The sequence below is a fragment of the Streptomyces sp. R818 genome (genome assembly GCF_056172735.1).
Map to the genome: position 1 here is coordinate 1 of NZ_JAOCNE010000013.1, position 18,844 is coordinate 18,844.

At 71.3% G+C, this 18,844-nt stretch carries 10 protein-coding genes and 3 pseudogenes; 4 read left to right on the top strand and 9 right to left on the bottom strand.

Annotation, left to right across the window (positions count from 1 at the left end; all coding sequences use genetic code 11):
* The 3 genes and pseudogenes from N5I75_RS29490 to N5I75_RS29500 all read right to left on the bottom strand — a co-directional run.
* Positions 1-574, bottom strand: a pseudogene (locus N5I75_RS29490) (hypothetical protein); the annotation flags it as partial.
* The gene (locus N5I75_RS29495) at positions 529-1,062 is read right to left on the bottom strand and encodes a twin-arginine translocation signal domain-containing protein (RefSeq protein WP_476682385.1); all 534 of its coding nucleotides are present in this window, start codon (positions 1,060-1,062) and stop codon (positions 529-531) included. The gene N5I75_RS29495 and the pseudogene N5I75_RS29490, both read right to left, overlap by 46 nt.
* A 37-nt stretch (positions 1,063-1,099) precedes the next feature.
* Positions 1,100-3,664 (bottom strand): beta-L-arabinofuranosidase domain-containing protein, encoded by a 2,565-nt coding sequence (locus N5I75_RS29500; protein WP_476682387.1) that lies wholly within the window; start codon positions 3,662-3,664, stop codon positions 1,100-1,102.
* A gap of 277 nt (positions 3,665-3,941) precedes the next feature.
* Here N5I75_RS29500 and N5I75_RS29505 point away from each other — a divergent pair, with 277 nt between their 5' ends.
* The gene (locus N5I75_RS29505) at positions 3,942-6,905 is read left to right on the top strand and encodes a glycosyl hydrolase (protein WP_476682389.1); all 2,964 of its coding nucleotides are present in this window, start codon (positions 3,942-3,944) and stop codon (positions 6,903-6,905) included.
* A 102-nt stretch (positions 6,906-7,007) separates the two neighbouring features.
* On the top strand, positions 7,008-10,103 hold the full coding sequence (locus N5I75_RS29510) for a family 78 glycoside hydrolase catalytic domain (protein WP_476682391.1): 3,096 nt from the start codon (positions 7,008-7,010) through the stop codon (positions 10,101-10,103).
* Positions 10,104-10,112: 9 nt separating this feature from the next.
* Here the strand turns inward: N5I75_RS29510 and N5I75_RS29515 are convergent.
* The 6 genes and pseudogenes from N5I75_RS29515 to N5I75_RS29540 all read right to left on the bottom strand — a co-directional run bounded on the left by N5I75_RS29515 (position 10,113) and on the right by N5I75_RS29540 (position 16,296).
* Positions 10,113-11,140: pseudogene (locus N5I75_RS29515) on the bottom strand (LacI family DNA-binding transcriptional regulator).
* Positions 11,133-11,453: an L-rhamnose mutarotase gene (locus tag N5I75_RS29520; RefSeq protein ID WP_476682393.1), complete on the bottom strand. Its 321-nt coding sequence runs from the start codon at positions 11,451-11,453 to the stop codon at positions 11,133-11,135. The pseudogene N5I75_RS29515 and the gene N5I75_RS29520 overlap by 8 nt, the downstream one beginning before the upstream one ends.
* Positions 11,454-11,480: 27 nt before the next feature.
* Positions 11,481-12,578 carry a rhamnose ABC transporter substrate-binding protein gene (rhaS, locus tag N5I75_RS29525; protein ID WP_476682395.1) on the bottom strand — a complete coding sequence of 366 codons (1,098 nt, stop codon included), beginning with the start codon at positions 12,576-12,578 and terminating at the stop codon, positions 11,481-11,483.
* A 50-nt stretch (positions 12,579-12,628) separates the two neighbouring features.
* Complete coding sequence (locus tag N5I75_RS29530) at positions 12,629-13,633, bottom strand: ABC transporter permease (protein WP_476682397.1); 1,005 nt, start codon at positions 13,631-13,633, stop codon at positions 12,629-12,631.
* Positions 13,626-14,675 (bottom strand): ABC transporter permease, encoded by a 1,050-nt coding sequence (locus N5I75_RS29535; RefSeq protein ID WP_476682399.1) that lies wholly within the window; start codon positions 14,673-14,675, stop codon positions 13,626-13,628. The genes N5I75_RS29530 and N5I75_RS29535 overlap by 8 nt, the downstream gene beginning before the upstream one ends.
* A gap of 109 nt (positions 14,676-14,784) precedes the next feature.
* Positions 14,785-16,296: a sugar ABC transporter ATP-binding protein gene (locus tag N5I75_RS29540; RefSeq protein ID WP_476682401.1), complete on the bottom strand. Its 1,512-nt coding sequence runs from the start codon at positions 16,294-16,296 to the stop codon at positions 14,785-14,787.
* 266 nt (positions 16,297-16,562) lie between these two features.
* Here N5I75_RS29540 and rhaI point away from each other — a divergent pair, with 266 nt between their 5' ends.
* Together rhaI and N5I75_RS29550 are read left to right on the top strand one after the other, a co-directional pair.
* The gene (gene rhaI, locus N5I75_RS29545; protein WP_476682403.1) at positions 16,563-17,729 is read left to right on the top strand and encodes an L-rhamnose isomerase; all 1,167 of its coding nucleotides are present in this window, start codon (positions 16,563-16,565) and stop codon (positions 17,727-17,729) included.
* Between the two features lie 58 nt (positions 17,730-17,787).
* Positions 17,788-18,844 (top strand): annotated as a pseudogene (locus tag N5I75_RS29550) (class II aldolase/adducin family protein); the annotation flags it as partial.

An 18,844-nucleotide genomic window follows, 5' to 3' on the forward strand; every position in this document is an offset into this window, starting at 1 on the left:
CGCTGCCGTCGGCGGCGGTGACCTTCAGCTCCTCCCAGAGGGAGCGCTGCCCGTCGCGGGCGTGCACGCCGACACTGCCGTGGGTGAGGGTGGCGTCGGTGACGGTGCCCTTGTCCTTGGCGTCGAGGGTGACGGAGACGGTGGCGCCGCTCCCCGACGCACCGCTCGCCGACGTACCGCTCCCCGACGCACCGCTCGCCGACGTACCGCTCACGGTGACGGCGAGGGTGTGGAACTTGGTCTTGTTGAAACCGTCGGTACGGGTCGACTTGGCGACCTGCGTCACCGTGCCGTCGGCGACGCGCGACAGGGTGACGACGCCGGTCTGGTCGAACTCGACGAGGAGCCCGTCGCCGCCGTCGGCGGAGGCGCGGACCAGGAGCCCGGCGGCGAGGACGTCCGGCTTGGCGCTCGCGGTGACGGTGCAGTCGCCCCAGCCGGTGCCCGCCCGGAGCACGGCGGGCCCGGCGAGGACGGCGGCGTCGGCGATGAGCTGCCCGGTGTCGACCCCGACGCCCGTCGTCTCCGTCAGGCTGACGGTGCGCGGCCCTGGACGACGGCCGTGGACCGCCACAGCCCTTTCAGCCGCAGGTCGGGCCGTGGCGCGTAGGTCCGCGAGCCGACGGTGCCGCCCTTGGTCACGAAGTATCCGGCGCGGCCGCTCGGGAAGTGGTTGTCGTTGAACAGCCATACCTTCATGCCGGTCTTCTCGGCGGTCCGCAGGACGTGCTCGACGATGTCGAACCAGCCCTCGGTGAAGAACGCGGGCTGCATCTCCGCGTTGTCGTAGGGGAAGACGACGACCTCGTACAGGCCCTTGTCGCGCAGGTCCGCCATCTGGGCCGTGACGAGTTCGGGGGTGACGGGGCCGTTCCAGTACCAGTAGACGGCGGGGCGGCTGTCGCGGCGCGGGTCGGCGAACCCGGCGGCGTCGTACGTGGTGGCGCCGCCCCGGTCGGCGAACGCGATGCCGGGCAGGCCGCCGGTGAGGGCGGCGGCGGTGAGCGCGGAGGCGGCGACGAAGCCGCGTCTGGACAGGGGTCCTGGGAGCTGTTCGGGCATGGCGGAACCTTCTGAAGGGGCGGGAGGGGGTGGTGGTTCAGGCGCGGGCGAGCGCCGCGACGTCGGCGGCGGGCAGCGCCCGGTTGTGGATGCGGAATCCGGCGACGGCGCCGTGCAGGTAGGGGTGGGTGGAGTTCTGCGAGCGGCCCAGGTAGGTGCGGGTGGTGACGCCGAGGAGCAGCGGCGAGGAGACGAAGGCGTCGTTGCGCCCGGCTTCCCGGCCGTCGATGTACAGGACGCCCGAGCCGCCGCCGATGGTGAGCGCGACATGGGCCCAGCTGCCCGTCGGGAGCGGCACGTCGGCGTCGACGAAGTCCTCGCCCTCCATCCCGGCGATCTTCAGCGCGGCGCGCGGGCGCCCGGTGCCGGTGCGGGCGGCGAGGAAGAGATAGGTCGATTTGTGGTAGCCGACGTCGAAGACGCGGGCCGAGTTCGCCTGCGTGTCGACGCGGACCCAGGCGCTGACGGTCAGCTCGGTCGACCCCGTGATGAGGCCGGGCGGGAGCGCGACATGGCCGTCCACTCCGTCGAGGGCGACGGCGGCGGTGTGGCCGTCGCGGCCCGTCGTCCAGGTGGCGCCGCCGGTGAGCCGGCCGGCGGAGTGGGTGCGGGTGGCGTCGGTGACCGTGCCGCCCGTGCCCTCGTCGAGGAGGTACCGGGCCGTCTCGCGGGGGCGGCCGGGGCGGGGCTCGGTCGCGAAGTAGACGTTGTAGTGCTGGTGGTGGATCTGGTGGAAGGGGCGCAGGGCGATGCGCTTGCCGCCCGCCTCTGCGGCGGTGAACTCGGCCCGTCCGCTCCGCACTTGGCGGACGGACGACCGGTCGAGGGTCGGGATCGTGGGCGAATCGTCCGCGCCGTACGCGCCGGCGAGGACCAGCGGCCCGTACGACAGGGCCTGCACATGCGGATTGTCGGGGGCGGGGCGCCAGGTCAGGGCGCGCGGGAAGGTCAGTTCGACGGTGTCGCCCCGCTGCCAGTGCCGGTCGATCGTCAGGTACGAGCCCGGGGTGGCGCGGGATGTGTCGATCGCGCGGCCGTTGACCCGTACGCGGGCGGTGAGGCGGCGGTCCGCGTCGGCCAGCCAGCCGGGGATGCGGACCTTGAGCCGGAAACGGGCGGCGCCGTGGGTGACGGTGAGGCGCACGGGACGGTCGCCGTCGGCGTTTCCGCCGTATCCGCCGTCCTGGCGCACGGTCACCCCGCGCTCGCGCCAGCGCACCTCGGAGGGGATGAACAGGTTCACGTACAAGGAGGCCCTGTCCGCCGACGTGAAGTAGATCGTGTCCGCGAACTTGGTGTGCGTCTCCAGACCGGTGCCGTGGTCGCAGGAGAAGTTGTCGTAGTCCCCGCTGTAGCTGCCCGGCGCCGCCCCGAGCCCGCCCTTCGGCTGCCGCTGCGATCCGGCCCACAGACCGGTGTAGTAGGTGACGAAGCCGTGGTCGGAGTCCGGGTCCTGCTCGCCGAGCATCTGGTTGTGCAGCGCCCACTCGTGGTGGTCCATGTAGGCGGCGGTGCCGGGGTCGTGCAGGAAGAGGCGGCGGCCGAGTTTGAGCATGTTGTAGGTGTTGCAGTTCTCGCAGGTGTCCTCGGAGAGGCGGCTGACGATCTCGCCGGGCGGGCCGAAGAGTTCCTGGTTGGAGTTGCCGCCGATGGCGTACGAGTGGTCGTGGACAACGATGTCCCAGAAGTGCGCCGCGATGGCCCGGTAGCGCTCCTCGCCCGTCGCGTCGTACAGCCGCGCCGCGCCCACGATCTTGGCGATCTCGGTGTTGGCGTGGTGTCCGTCGAGTTCGTCGCGCCCCTCGGCGAGCGGCCCGAACAGGTCCTCCTGGTCGAAGCGGCGCGCGGTGCGCAGCGCGGCCGGGTCGCCGGTGGTGAGATGGAGCGCGGCGAGGACCTCGTTCATGCCGCCCCACTCGACGCGCAGGACGTTGCGGCGCCGCGTCTCGTCCAGCGGGGCCATACGTGTCTCGACCCAGCCGGCCATACGTGTGAGGACGGTCAGCGCCTGCCTGTTCCCGGAGAGCCGGTACTGGTCGAGGAGCCCCGCCATGATCTTGTGGATCGTGTAGTACGGCGCCCAGGGCTTGCCGCCCGCCTCCAGGTCGGCGAAGACCTTCTCGGGGAAGGCGGAGAGGTAGCCCTCGGTGAACCCGGCCTCGGGCGCGGCCTGTTGGCACTCGGCGAGCGCGCTCACGACGTGGGCGGCCTTCTCCGCGTACTCCTTGTCACCCGTGTTGGCGTGGGCGAAGGCGAGGCCCGACAGGAGGTGTCCTGTGGTGTGGCCGCGCAGTTGGACGTCCGGGGCCTCCCAGCCGCCGCAGGGTTCGGCGTCCGAGGGCAGGCCGACGTTGGTCCGGAAGGTGTGCAGCAGCCGGTCGGGGTCGACTGCCTTCAAGTAGGCGCAGGTGCGGCGCATGTTGGCGCGGAAGGGGCTGTCGAGCAGGGTCACGTCGGAGAGCGGGAGTTCGGCGAGCGGCGCCCCCGGATGGTCCTCGCCTTGCGCGTGGGCGGTGCCCGGACCCACGCCCAGGACGGCGGCCCCCGCCGCCACCCCCGATCCTGCGACGAACGTGCGTCTCGTCAGCTGTGGTCCGGGCATGCGGCGGCTCCTTTGCGCGTCTGAACGACGTCCGGCTGAGGGAGGAAGCGGGGTGCGGCGATTCCGCCACGAGGGCGGCGGCCAGGGCGACTTGAATCGTTTCGCGTTACACCGTCGGCAACTCTGCGCGAGGCGGCACCGCCTGTCAATCAGTGTGCACAGGTGCGTTTCGTGCACACCTCTTGCCACTGGTCACGGCTGCACGTAGGTTCCTCCACCCCACATTGAATCGTTTGAAACTGTTCAATCGACACCGAAGTCGTTCACGAGGAGCACCATGAGCCTGCGTCGTCGGACCGTGCTGAGAATGAGCGCCCTGGCCGGGGCCGCGACGGCGCTGCCGTTCTCCGGCGCGACGGACGTACTCGCCGCGCAGGGTCGCGCGCCGGAACACCTGAGCCGCCCGGCGCCCGCCGTACGCCCCAAGTTCCGCTGGTGGTGGCCGGACGCGCTGGTCGACACCGGGGAGATCGCCCGCGAGATCCGGCAGATCGCGGCGGCCGGGTTCGGCGGCGTGGAGATCGCCGCCGTCACGCACAGCATGGACAGCCAGCTCGACACGGTGCGCCACGGCTGGGGCACCGAGGCGTGGCGGGCGGCGGTCGAGGCGGCGCTGCGCGAGGCGAAGAAGGCCGATGTGGTGGTGGACCTGACCATCGGCCCCGCGTGGCCCGCCGCGGTGCCGTCGATCACGCCGGACAGCAAGGCGGCGGCGAAGGAACTGGCGCACGGGATCGCCGTGCTGGAGCCGGGCGGCGCCTACGAGGGCCCTGTCCCGGCCGCCGTCAGCGAGGCCGAGGCGGGCGTCACCGACCAGCGGCTCCTCCTCGTCCAGGCGGTGCGGGTGACGGCGGGCAGCTCGCCGACGGCCGTGCCGGTCCGCCTCGACCAGGCCACCGTCACCGACGTCACCGCGCACGTCACCGCAGGCCGTATCGCGTGGACCGCGCCCGACGACGGCGCCACCTGGCTCCTCGTCGCCTACTGGGAGCGGGGTTCGGGCCAGCGCCCGGAAGGCCGCGACCACACCACGCCGCTCGCCTACGTCGTCGACCACTTCAGCGACGCGGGCACCCGCGCGGTCACCGACTTCTGGGAGCGGCACATCCTGACGCCGTCGATCCGCGGGCTGCTCAAGGACGCGGGCGGCACGCTGTTCGAGGACTCCATCGAGATCGAGACGGACGCGACGCTGTGGACCCCGGCGCTGCCCGCCGAGTTCGAGCGCCGCATGGGCTATTCGCTCCTCCCCTACCTGGCGACGTTCGTCGAGAAGAAGGAGAAGTACGTCTTCGGCTTCGAGTCGGCACTGGACAAGGCGGTCCGGCGCGACGTGATGGAGGTCGTCACCGAGCTGTACGTCGAGCACCATCTTCTGCCGCTCCAGAGGTGGGCTCACACGCTCGGCCTGAAGCTGCGCATCCAGCCGTACGGCCTGGAGACCGACGCCGTCTGGAAGTCCGCGCTGCTCGACGTCACCGAGGGCGAGTCGCTCGGCTTCAAGAACCTCGACGACTTCCGCTGCCTGGCCGGCGGCCGCGACATGGGCGGCAAGCCGCTCGTGTCGAACGAGGCGGGCGGCACGGCGGGCGGCGCCTACTCCACGACGTGGACGGACACGCTGAAGAAGCTGGTCACGCAGTACGCGGCGGGCGTCAACCAGGCCGTCTTCCACGGCTTCGCCTACGCGGACGCGCCGGGCGCCGAGTGGCCCGGGTTCGCGGCGTTCTCCCCGTACAAGGGCGCCGCCGGCTACGGCGAGGCGTGGGGCCCGCGCCAGCCGCTGTGGCGGCACACCCTGCAGGTCGCGGACTTCCTGGCGCGGGTGCAGGAGGTGTTGCAGACCGGCGTGAACCGCGTCGACATCGGAATTCTGCGGCAGAAGGGGTACGCGGGGTCAGGGCTCGGGGCGCCCTGGTTCACCAGTGACGGTGTGCCGGTCGGCTGGACGCACACGTTCCTCAGCCCCCGCCTGCTCGACCTGAAGTCGGCGGTGGTGCGCGGCGGCCGGTTCGCCCCGGACGGGCCCGCGCTCAAGGCGCTGCTCGTCGACGGCGACATCATGATCAACCGCGAGCACACGCTCCAGCTCGACGTCGCGGAGAAGCTGCTCGGGTACGCCCGCGCGGGTCTGCCGATCATCCTCGTCGGCGACTGGTCGGACGCGCATGTCCCCGGCCTGGCGGGCCCCGGCGACAACGAGCGCCTGCGGCAACTGCTCTCGCGGCTGCAGCAGTTGAAGAACGTGCACACCGTCGCCGACCGACCGGACGTGCCCGAGGCCATCGCCGCGCTCGGCCTCACCCGCGACGTCGAGTACGCCGAACCCTCGATGCTGCTGCACGCCCACCGCGCCGACCGTGACGCCGACTACTACTACTTCGCCAACGACGCCGTCAGCAAGAAGGGCTCGACCGGCACCCGCATCACCCACGACGTCACGCTCACCGCCCACGTCAGGGGCGCGGTCCCCCACCGCCTCGACCCGTGGACCGGCACGCTCACGCCGATCGCCCTCTACACGCGGACGGCGGACGGCCGGATCCGGCTCACCGTCGACCTCCAGCCGGGCGCCGTCACCCTCATCGTCCTGACCCGTCCGTCCGGCTCCGTGCCGAAGCGGCACGCGACCGCGACGCAGGCCGACTCGGTCCGCGTAGCCGACGGCGGACGCCTGGAGGTCAGGGCCTCAGCCGCGGGCACGTACACCACCACGCTCGACAGCGGCCGCACCGTCACCACGAAGATCCCCGCCGTGCCCGCGCCCACCGCCCTCACCTCCTGGAAGCTGACGGTCGACGACTGGCGCCCTGGCGCGAGCGCGACCGAGACGGCGCACGAGCGGCACGAGCTGACGCTGGACGCGCTCGCGCCCTGGACCGAGCTGCCCGGCCTCGCGGACGTCTCCGGCATCGGTACGTACCGCACGACCGTGCGGCTCGGCCGCGAATGGACCGCGGCGCACGGCGCGCTGCTCGAACTCGGCGGCGTCTTCGACACGTTCACCGTCCGCGTCAACGGGCACGAGCTGCCGCCCCTCGACCAGCTCACCCGCGTCGCCGACCTCGGCACCCGGCTCAAGGCCGGCGTCAACACCATCGAGGTCGAGGTGGCGACGACGCTGCTCAACCGGCTCCGCGTCAGCCGCCCCGCCGTGTTCGGCGGCAACAAACCGCAGGCCTACGGGCTGACCGGGCCCGTGCGCCTGGTCCCGTACGGACGCGCCACCGTGCGCGTCTGAGCACCACCCGCAAGGAGCACGTCCGCAGCACCCGCAAGGAGCACGTCCGCAGCACCCCCCACCATCACAGAGCACCTTCACCGTCGAAGGGACACCTGAAAGATGAGCAGCGACATCCGCCGCAGGACCGTTCTCGCCGCGACCGCCGGCGCCGTGCCCGTCATGGCCGCCGCCGGCACGTTCGCGGGCACCGCGCCCGCCCTCGCCGCCACCCCCACGGCGCGGGGCGGGGACACCGCCGTCACCGGGCTCACCGTCGAGCACCGGGCGCTGCCACTCGGCATGGACGCGGCCCGGCCGCGCTTCGGCTGGCGGCTCGGCTCCCAGCGGCGCGGCCTCGCGCAGGGCGCGTACCGCATCCGGGTCGCCACCTCGCCCGCCCGGCTCAACGGGTCCCGTGCCGACGTGTGGGACAGCGGGCGGGTGGCGTCGTCCGACTCCGTCGCCGTTCTCTACGACGGGCCACAGCTGAAGCCGTCGACACGCTACTTCTGGAACGTCACCGTCTGGGACGGCGGGAACCGCCCGGTCGGCACCTCATCGGCCGCCTGGTTCGAGACCGGGCTGCTGAGCACCGACGGAACCGGCAACTGGGACGGCGCCCTGTGGGTCGGCATGAAGGGCAAGGCGCCGAACTCGGCGGGCGCCCCGCTCCTGCGCCGCGAGACGCCCCTGCGCAAGGGCAAGGTGAGCGAGGCCCGTCTCTACATCAGCGCGCTCGGCGTCTACGAGGCGTACGTGAACGGTGAGCGCGTCACCGTCCCGCAGGACGGCGGCCGGACGGTCGAGCTGCTCGCGCCCGGCTGGACCAACTACGACATGACCGTGAACTACCTGACCTACGACGTGTCCGAGCTGGTCGCGCGCGGCCGGTCGGTGACGCTCGCCGCCGTCCTCGGCAACGGCTGGTACAACGGCCGCGTCTCCGAGGGCAGCACCTACTACTCCAAGGACGGCAAGCCCCTCGCCCTCAAGGCCAAGCTGCTCGTCCGCTACGCCGACGGCTCGACACAGAGCATCGTCACCGAGTCCGGAGGAGGCTGGCGGGCCACCGACACCGGGCCCTACCGCGCCGACGACATCTACGACGGGCAGACGTACGACGCCCGCAAGGAGCTGAACGGCTGGACCGCGAACGGCTACGACACCACGGGCTGGGCGGAGGTCGAACAGGTCGGGTACGCCGCCGAGTTCCCGGACGCCAAGCTCACCGCCTATCCGGGCGAGAGCGCGCGCCTGGTGGAGAAGTGGGACCAGCACCCGCGGTCCGTCACCGTCTACAGCGAGGTCACGGACGCCTCGTCCAGCGCCAGCGGCAAGGGCCGGATCGTGCCCGACCCGGGCCGCTCGACCGACAGCGCGCCCGGCCCCATCACCCTGCGGGCCGGTGACACCGCCGTCTTCGACCTCGGCCAGAACATGGTCGGCGTCCCCCGCTACACGCTGCGCGGCCCGGCCGGCGCGGAGGTCGTCGTCAGGTTCGGCGAGATGCTGAACGACGACAGCGCGGGCGCGGACGGCCCCGTCGGCTCGCTGTACCGGGCCAACCTGCGCAGCGCCAAGGCGACGAGCACGTACATCCTGAAGGGTGCGAAGGACGGCGAGACACATCAGGACTCGCTCACCTTCTACGGCTTCCGCTACGTGTCCGTGGAGGTGACGACACCCGGCGCCGAGGTCACCGTCTTTGGTCTCACCGGCAAGGTCGGCACATCGGCCATACGTGACATCGGCAGCGTCACCACGGACGACGACGCGATCAACCAGCTGATCAGCAACGTGCGCTGGGGCCAGCGCGGCAACTACCTGTGGGTGCCCACCGACTGCCCGCAGCGCGACGAACGGCTCGGCTGGACCGGCGACACCCAGGTCTTCTGCAACACCGGCCTCTACAACACCGACTCCGTCGCCTTCCTCAGCCAGTTCCAGTCCATCCTGATCGAGTCGCAGAAGATCTACGGGGTCGACGGCGCCCAGTTCACGGCCGTCGCGCCCGGCAACCGGTACAACGCGGCGGCACCGTGCAGCGGCTGGGCGGACTGCGGCGTGATCGTGCCGTGGACCGTGTGGCAGATGAGCGGGGACGCGACCATCATCGACCGCAGCTGGGAGGCGATGGTCCGCTACCTCGACTGGATCAAGCGGAAGGGCGGCGACACCTACGCCGGCCAGGGCGCGATCTTCGCCGACTGGCTGGCGTTCCAGAACACCGGCACCCAGCTGATGAGCGACGTCTACTACGCCTACAGCGTGCGGCTCATGGCCGAGATGGCGCGGGCGACCGGACGCACCGCCGAGGGCAAGGCGTACGACGACCTGTTCACGAGGATCCGGCGCGCCTTCATGACCAAGTACGTGGCGGTCGACGGCGACACCATCACGGTCAGGTCCAGCATCGGCGGCAAGCCCCCCATGGGCGGTGACCCCGAGGACAACAGCCAGTCCGCGCTGCTCTGGGTCCTCAAGCTCGGCTTCTACGACACGCAGGCGCAACGCCGCGCGCTGGTCGCCCTGCTGGCGGACAACATCGGCAACGACGCCGCGTACAAGGCCGCCCATCCGGACAGCGCCCGCGTCCAGTACGCGGAGAACACGCTCTCCGTCGGCTTCCTCGGCGTGAACGTCCTCGCGCCCGTCCTGACCGACGAGGGCCGCGCCGACCTCGCGTACGCGCTGCTGCACCAGAACGCGATGCCGTCCTGGCTGTACTCGGTGGAGAACGGCGCGACGACCGTGTGGGAGCGCTGGAACTCGTACTCCGAGGAGGACGGCTTCGGGCCCGTCGAGATGAACTCCTTCAACCACTACTCCTACGGCGCGATCGCGGAGTGGATGTACGCGTACATGGCGGGCATCGCGCGCGACCCCGAGCACCCCGGCTTCCAGCGCTTCGTACTGCGCCCGCACCTCGACCCGACCGGCTCGATCACCCGGATCACCGGGCGCCACGAGTCCCCGTACGGCGAGATCACCAGCGCGTGGTCCCTGGCGAAGGACGGGACACTGACGTACGAGGCGGTCGTGCCCGCCAACAGCGAGGCGACGCTGAGCCTGCCCGCCGTGTCGGCGTCCGCCGTACGGGAGGGGCGCACCCCGCTCGCGTCCGTGGACGGGGTGCGGTTCACCGGGTTCGCGGACGGCAGGGCCACGTACCGTCTGCCGGCGGGGCGGTACCGGGTGACCAGCACGGTGCGCTGAGCCCGTCGGTCAGAGAGACCTGCTCGATCCGCGTACCACCAGCTCGGGCCGCAGGACGACGTGCTGGTGTCGGTGGTCGGCTGCGCGTTCACCCGTCTCCTGGAGCAGCAGCTCCGCGGCGATGGTGCCGAGGGTGAGCGCCGGCCGGCGCACCGAGGTGAGCGGGACGGTGGCCGCCGCCGCGAACTCGATGTCGTCGTAGCCGACGATCGACATGTCGTCGGGGACCTTGACCCCGGCCGCGTACAGCGCCTGGAGGACGCCGAGGGCGAGCAGATCGTTCGCGCAGAAGACGGCGGTGGGGCGGTCGGCCAGGCCGAGGAGGCGGGCGCCCGCGTCGCGCCCGCGGCCACATCGAGGCGCTCGGTGGCAGCTCGCGGAGGATCCCGCCGTCCAGGCCCGCCTCGGCGAGCGCCTTGAGGGCCCCTCGCGGCGGTCCTGCACCTGCTTGAGGTGGGGCGGGCCGCTGACGTAGGCGAGGAGCGGTGCCCCCGGCGACGAGGTGGCGGACGGCGAGCGCGCCGCCCGACACGTCGTCGACGGAGACCGAGCACCCCGCCTCGTCCCCCGGCGACCCGGTCCACCACCACGTACGGGATGGAGTGGCGGCGGAAGTCGCGCAGGGTCGCGCCGCTCGGGTCGGCGGGGGTGATCAGCGCGCCGCGTACGCGTTGCTCGGCGAAGAGGGAGAGGTACTCGGCCTCCTCCGCCGGGTTCTGCGCGCTGTTGCAGACCATGACGCCGAGCCCGGCGTCGCGCGCGGCGCGCTCGGCGCCGCGTGCGACGTCGACGAAGAACGGGTTGCCCATGTCCAGGACGAGCAGCGCCATGATCCGGCTGTGTCCGGCGCGCAGCTGGCGCGCGTACTCGCTGCGGACGTAGCCGAGCCGGGCGATGACCTGCTGGACGTGGCGGCGGGTCGGCTCGGAGACCCGGTGGGGCTGGTTCAGGACGTTGGAGACGGTCCCGACGGAGACCCCGGCGACCCGCGCCACGTCCTTGATGCCGGCCGACCGACCCGCCGCGCGCTCACGCAAGGTGGAAGACCTCGGTGAGCGGGCGCATCGCGGCGTCCGGGGCCTGCCCGTCGAGCTCCTCGAAGAAGCCGGACATCTCCGCCTGCCAGCGGGCGTTGACGTCGGTGGCGTCCATGGCGGCGCGTGCCGCGTCGAAGTCCGCCGTCTCCAGATAGCCGACGAGCAGGCCGTCCTCGCGCAGGAAGAGCGAGTAGTTGTGCCAGCCGGCGGCGGTCAGCGCCTCCCTCATCTCCTGCCACACGTCGGCGTGGCGGGCGCGGTACTCGTCGATCCGGCCGGCTCTGACCTTGAGCAGAAAGCAGACGCGCTGCATGGACACTCTCCGTGCTTCGTGGACCGGTCAGAACTTGTACTGGTCGATGTTGGACTTGTCGAAGACGGTCGGCTTGCCGAGGGAGACGACTCCGTCCTTGCCGATGGTGAACTCGCCGAGGTCACCGGCCTTGTAGGTCTCGCCCTCCTTGCCGCTGATCTGCCCGGACTCCAGGGCGACGGCGGTGTGCGCGGCGAGCGCGCCGAGCTTCGCCGGGTCCCACAGCTCGAACGCCTCGACGGTGCCGTTCTTGACGTAGGCGCGCATGTCGTTGGGGGTGCCGAGGCCGGTCAGCTTGACCTTGCCCTTGTACTTCGAGCCCGACAGGTACTGGGCGGCGGCCTTGATGCCGACGGTGGTCGGGGAGATGATCCCCGCCAGCTTCGGGTGCTCCTGGAGCAGGCCTTGCGTCTGCTGGAACGACTTCTGCGCGTCGTCGTCGCCGTAGGCGGTGGTGACGAGCTTGATGTCCTTGTACTCGGGCTTCTTCAGCTCGTCCTTCATGAAGTCGATCCACGTGTTCTGGTTGGTGGCCGTCTGGGCCGCCGAGAGGATCGCGATCTCGCCCTTGTTGCCGATCTGCTTCGCCATCTGCTGCACCTGGGTGCGGCCGAGGTCCTCGGCGCTGGCCTGCGAGACGAACACGTTGCGGCAGTCGGCCTTGGTGTCGGAGTCGTACGTGACGATGCTGACGCCGTTCTTCATGGCCTGCTTCAGCGCGGTGCACAGGGCGCCCGGGTCCTGCGCGGAGACCGCGATGGCGTCGGCCTGCTGCTGTGTGAGCGTGTTGACGTAGGAGACCTGACCTGCGGTGTCGGTGCCGCTGCTGGTGCCGACCTCCTTGTACGTCGAGCCGAGTTCCTCGACGGCCTTCTTGCCGCCGTTGTCGGAGGTGGTGAAGTACGGGTTGTTGACCTGCTTGGGCAGGAAGGCGACCGTGAGCCCCTTCTTGGTGGCGGCGTTCGGGTCGGCCTTCCCGGCCGCGTTGGACCCCGCCGCCTCCTTGTTCGCGTCGTCCTTCGTCGTGCCGCCGCAGGCGGTGGCGGAGAGGACGAGCGCGGTGGTGACGGCGAGCGCGGCGGTGAGCCGGCGGGTTCTGGCGGTGACGGTCACGGTCCGGGACATGGCGGTTCCTTACGGGTGGTGGGCTGTACGGAGATGAGGGGGCGCGCGTCTTACGAGGTGACCGGCGTCGGCGGTGGCGCCGCGGCGGTCCTGCGGCGCGCCCTGGCCTGCGCGATCTGGCGGCCGACGCGCGGGGCGAGGACGGAGATGACCAGGAGGACGCCGGTGACGACGATCTGGGACTGCGCGGAGACGTTGAGCAGGCTCATGACGTTCTGGAGCGTGCCGAGCAGGAAGACACCGGCGACGGCGCCGCCGAGCGTGCCCTTTCCGCCGTCGAAGTCGATGCCGCCGAGGAGGACGGCCGCGATGACGGAGAGTTCGAGGCCGGTGGCGTTGTCGTAGCGGGCGCTGGCGTAGTGCAGGGCCCAGAAGACACCGGTCAGGGCGGAGAGCACGCCCGTCGTCACGAACATGGACAGCTTGAGCCGCTTGACGCGGACACCGGAGAACCGGGCGGCCTCCTCGCTGGCGCCGATCGCGAAGAGCGAGCGTCCGAGGCGGGTGGCGTGCAGGACGACGACGGCGATCGCGCACAGGACGATGAACGGCAGCGCGGCGTACGGCAGGAACGTGTCGCCGAAGCGGCCCGCGCCGAAGTCCAGGTACTGCGCGGGGAAGTCGGTGACGGAGTCCGAGCCGAGGACGATCTGCGCGATGCCCCGGTAGGCGGCCATGGTGCCGATGGTGACGGCGAGGGACGGCAGGCCGAGCCGGGTCACGAGCAGCCCGTTGATCAGGCCGCAGACGAGGCCGAGGACGAGGCAGAGCGGGATGATCGTCTCGATGGCCATGCCCTGGTTCCACAGGGCGCCCATGACGGCCCCGGAGAGTCCGGCCGTCGAGCCGACGGACAGGTCGACCTCGCCGGAGATCACCAGCATCGTCATCGGCAGCGCGATCAGGGCGATGGGCAGCGTGTTGCCGATCAGGAACGACAGGTTGAGCGCGTTGCCGAAGTTGTCGACGAACGAGAAGGAGCAGAGCAGCAGCACGATGAGCAGGGCGCCGACGGCGGTGTCCCAGCGCACGGCGTTCTTGAGGTTCTCAGGCATGGCGGGCGCTCCTCATCTGTGCGGCCTGCTTGCGCAGCACTGCGGCGACCCGCAGGGCCAGGATCCGGTCGACGGCGATGGCGAGCAGCAGCAGGATGCCGTTGATGGCGGTGACCCAGACGGAGCTGACGCCGATGGCGGGCAGGACGCTGTTGATGGAGGTCAGGAGCAGGGCGCCGAGGGCCGCGCCGTAGACGGTGCCGGAGCCGCCGGTGAAGGCGACACCGCCGACGACGACGGCGCTGACGACGGTGAGTTCGTAGCCGTTGCCGGTGCCGGAGTCGACGTTGCCGAAGCGGGCCAGGTAGAGGGCGCCGGCCAGTCCGGCGAGGGCACCGCACAGGACGTACGCGGTCATGATGCGCTTGCGGACCGGGATGCCGGCGAGCGAGGCGGCCTCGGGGCTGGAGCCGAGCGCGTACATGTCGCGGCCGCTGCGGTAGCTGCGCAGGTAGTAGCCGACGCAGAGCAGGACGGCGGCGGCGAGGATGGCCAGGTAGGGGACGATCCACAGGCCGTCGTGGCCGAAGTCGACGAACGCGTCGGGCAGGTCGGCGGCGACGATCTGCTGCGAGCCGACCCAGATGGAGTCGATGCCGCGCACGATGTACAGGGTGCCGAGGGTGACGACGAGCGCGGGCACCTTGCCGAGGCTGACGAGGGCGCCGTTGAGCACTCCGAACACGGCGCCGATGGCGACCGCGTAGAGCACGGCGACGATCGAGCTGCCGCCCCCTTGCAGGTAGTCGCCCGCGGCGAACGCGGAGATGCCGAGGACGGATCCGACGGACAGGTCGACATTGCGGGTGATGACGACGACGGCCTGCCCGGTCGCCACGAGGACGAGGATGGTGGCGTTCAGGAGAAGGTCCTTCACCCCCTGCTCGGACAGGAACTCGCTGTTGGAGACCTGGGTGGCGAGCAGCATGAGCACGAGAACCCCGGCGACGGCGATCTCGCGCGCCTTGAAGACTTTGTCGATGAGCCGCCGCCCGGCGGTGGGCTCGGGCACGGCGTCCTCACGAACGGGTTCAACGGTCATGGTCACGTTACGTCCAACCCCTCCAGTGGCGCGGGGAACTGCGCGAGCAACCACACAGGGCCCGCACACGCCCACGACCGGTCAACCATCAACGGCGAGTTGGCGCACATCAGGCAGCCCTCCCCGTGGCCGCGGCCATCACGGACTCCTCAGACGCAGCGGAGCGACTCAGCTCAGCGGTGAGCCGCCCCTCATGCATGACAAGCACCCGGTCGGCCATGCCCAGGATCTCCGGAAGGTCGGAGGAGATCATCAGGACGGCAACCCCTTCGGCGGCCAGCGACGACAGCAACCGGTGCACCTCCGCCTTCGTGCCGACGTCGATGCCGCGCGTCGGCTCGTCGACGATGAGCACTTGCGGCCCGGTGGCGAGCCACTTGGCGAGGACGACCTTCTGCTGGTTGCCGCCGGACAGGGTGCCGACGACGTCGGCGAGGCGCGCGTACTTCACTTGCAGCTTGACGGACCAGTCGAGGGAGCGGCTGCGCTCGGCCTTGCGGTTCATGAGTCCGGCGCGGCTGGTGTCGGCGAAACCGGTGAGGCCGATGTTGCGCTCGATGGACATGTCCATCACCAGGCCCTGGGCGCGGCGGTCCTCGGGGACGAGCGCGAGTCCGGCGTGCATGGCGAGGCTCGGGGCGCCCGGCTTGAGCTTCTGGCCGAGCACCTCGACCTCGCCGCCGTCGAACCGGTCGACGCCGAAGACGGCGCGGGCCACTTCGCTGCGTCCGGCGCCGACGAGCCCGGCGAGGCCGACGATCTCGCCGCGCCGCACCTCGAAGGAGACGTCGGTGAAGACGCCCTCGCGGGTGAGGCGGCGCACGCTGAGCGCGACGTCGCCGATCTCGGTGTCCTGCTTGGGGTAGAGCTCGTCGAGGTCGCGGCCGACCATGCGGCGCACGAGGTCGTCCTCGGTCAGCCCTTCGAGGGGTTCGCTGGCGACCCAGGCGCCGTCGCGCAGCGTCGTGACGCGCTGGCAGAGCCCGAAGATCTCCTCCAGGCGGTGCGAGATGAAGAGGACGGCGGCGCCCTGTTCGCGCAGGGTGCGGACGACGCCGAAGAGGCGGGCGACCTCGCTGCCGGTGAGCGCGGCGGTCGGCTCGTCCATGATCAGGACGCGGGCGTCGAAGGAGAGCGCCTTGGCGATCTCGACGAGCTGCTGGTCGGCGATGGACAGGCCGCGCGCGGGCTGGTCCGGGTCGAGCGCGACCCCGAGCCGGGCGAAGAGGTCGGCCGTGGCGCGCTTGACGGCGCGGTGGTCGACGCGGCCGAGCGAGCGGCGCGGCTGGCGCCCCATGAAGATGTTCTCGGCGATCGACAGGTCGGGGAAGAGCGTCGGCTCCTGGTAGATGACGGCGACTCCGGCGTCCCGGGCGTCGGCGGGGCCGTGGAACTCCACCGGGGCGCCGTCGAGCAGGACCGTGCCGGTGTCCGGCCGGTGCACCCCGGCGAGGGTCTTGATCAGGGTCGACTTGCCGGCGCCGTTCTCGCCGGCGAGGGCGTGCGCCTCTCCGGCGTACAGGCGCAGGCCGACGCCGCGCAGGGCGCGCACCGCGCCGAAGGACTTGCTCACCCCCTCCAGCGCGAGCACCGGAGTCGTCTCCGGTTCAGGATGCGTCATTGCATGTCTCCGTGGGTGACGCCGGACGGATGGATCCCCGGCGGTGAAATGTTTCAGTGAAGTTGCCCGGAAGCTAGCCCCGCCCCTCCCGGGAGGTCAAGAGGCGAGCGCCGGAAGAACGAGAAAAAGCGGCTGCAACGCGGTGCACGTCGATGAACTGCACAATCACCCGCCGCACTTGACCCCGTGCCCGACCCCTTGACGCGCTCGGCACCCGGGGTTAACTTCCCAGCGAAGTGAATCGATTCACGAATTCAGAGGTGGACATGCCTGACATCGCTGCCGTGAAGGCCGCACTCGCCGGCCAGCGGATCGAGACGCCGTCCTGGGGCTACGGCAACTCCGGCACCCGGTTCAAGGTGTTCGCCCAGGCCGGCGTGCCCCGCACCCCGCGGGAGAAGCTCGACGACGCGGCGAAGGTGCACGAGTTCACCGGCATCGCGCCCAAGGTGGCGCTGCACATCCCGTGGGACACCGTCGACGACTACGCGGCGCTCGCCGCCTACGCCAAGGAGCGCGGTGTCGAACTCGGCACCATCAACTCCAACACCTTCCAGGACGACGACTACAAGCTCGGCAGCGTCTGCCACCCGGATCCGAAGGTGCGCCGCAAGGCTGTCGGCCACCTCCTGGACTGCGTCGACATCATGGACGCCACCGGCTCCAAGGATCTGAAGCTGTGGCTCGCCGACGGCACCAACTACCCGGGCCAGGACGACATCGTGGCCCGTCAGGACCGCCTCGCGGAGTCGCTGGCCGCGGTCTACGAGCGCCTCGGCGACGACCAGCGCCTGCTCCTGGAGTACAAGCTCTTCGAGCCCGCCTTCTACACGACGGACGTGCCGGACTGGGGCACCTCCTACGTGCAGTGCCTGAAGCTGGGCGAGCGCGCCCAGGTCGTCGTCGACACCGGCCACCACGCGCCGGGCACCAACATCGAGTTCATCGTCGCGCTGCTCCTGCGCGAGGGCCGGCTCGGCGGCTTCGACTTCAACTCCCGCTTCTACGCCGACGACGACCTGATGGTCGGCTCGGCCGACCCCTTCCAGCTCTTCCGCATCCTGCACGAGGTCGCGGGGAACGGCGGCTTCGACGCGGAGACGAACGTGGCGTTCATGCTCGACCAGTGCCACAACATCGAGGCGAAGATCCCGGCCGTCATCCGCTCCGTCCTCAACGTCCAGGAGGCGACGGCCAAGGCCCTCCTCGTCGACCGCGACGCCCTGACCGCCGCCCAGCGCGCGGGCGACGTCCTCACCGCCAACGCGGTCCTGATGGACGCCTACAACACCGATGTCCGCCCGCTCCTCCGCGACCTGCGCGAGGAGCAGGGCCTGCACCCGGACCCGGTCGCGGCGTACCACGCGAGCGGCTGGCAGGAGCGGATCGTGGCCGAGCGGGTGGGCGGCGAGCAGGCCGGCTGGGGCGCCTGACGGCGCCCGCCCCGCCCCGTCCCCCTCCCTCTCACTTCTCCCTACCGAAGGAACCCGCATGTCCTCCGCCACCCCTCCCGAAGTCGCCGCGCTCCTGGCCCGCTCCCACCGGCTCGGCGCCGACCCCCGCAACACCAACTACGCGGGCGGCAACACCTCCGCCAAGGCCACCGCCACCGACCCCGTCACCGGTACGGGCGTCGAGCTGCTGTGGGTCAAGGGCTCCGGCGGCGACCTGGGCACCCTCACCGAGGCCGGCCTCGCCGCCCTCCGCCTGGACCGCCTGCGCGCGCTCACCGAGGTGTACCCGGGGGTGGAGCGCGAGGACGAGATGGTCGCCGCGTTCGACTACTGCCTGCACGGCAAGGGCGGTGCCGCGCCGTCCATCGACACCGCGATGCACGGCCTCGTCGACGCCGCCCACGTCGACCACCTCCACCCCGACTCCGGCATCGCCCTGGCCTGCGCCGCCGACGGCGAGAAGCTCACCGCCGAGTGCTTCGGCTCCAAGGTGGCCTGGGTCCCGTGGCGCCGCCCCGGCTTCCAGCTCGGCCTGGACATCGCCGCACTGAAGGCCGCCCACCCCGAGGCGATCGGCTGCGTCCTCGGCGGCCACGGCATCACGGCGTGGGGGCGACACGGCGGAGGAGTGCGAGGCGAACTCCCTCTTCATCATCCGCACGGCGGAGACGTTCCTCGCGGAGCGCGGCAAGCCGGAGCCGTTCGGTGCGGTCCGCGAAGGGTACGAGGCGCTGGGCGCGGCGGAGCGCCGGGCCCGCGCGGCCGAACTGGCGCCCCTCATCCGGGGCCTGGCCTCGCTCGACCGCCCCCAGGTGGGCCACTTCGACGACTCCGAGACGGTCCTCGACTTCCTGGCGCGCACGGAACACCCGCGCCTCGCCGCGCTCGGCACGTCCTGCCCCGACCACTTCCTGCGGACGAAGGTGCGCCCGCTGGTCCTGGACCTGCCGCCGACGGCGGAGCTGGACGCGGTGGTCGCGCGCCTGAAGGAGCTCCACACCGAGTACCGCGAGGAGTACGCGGCCTACTACGCACGGCACGCCGTGGCGGACTCCCCCGCGATGCGCGGCGCCGACCCGGCGATCGTGCTCGTG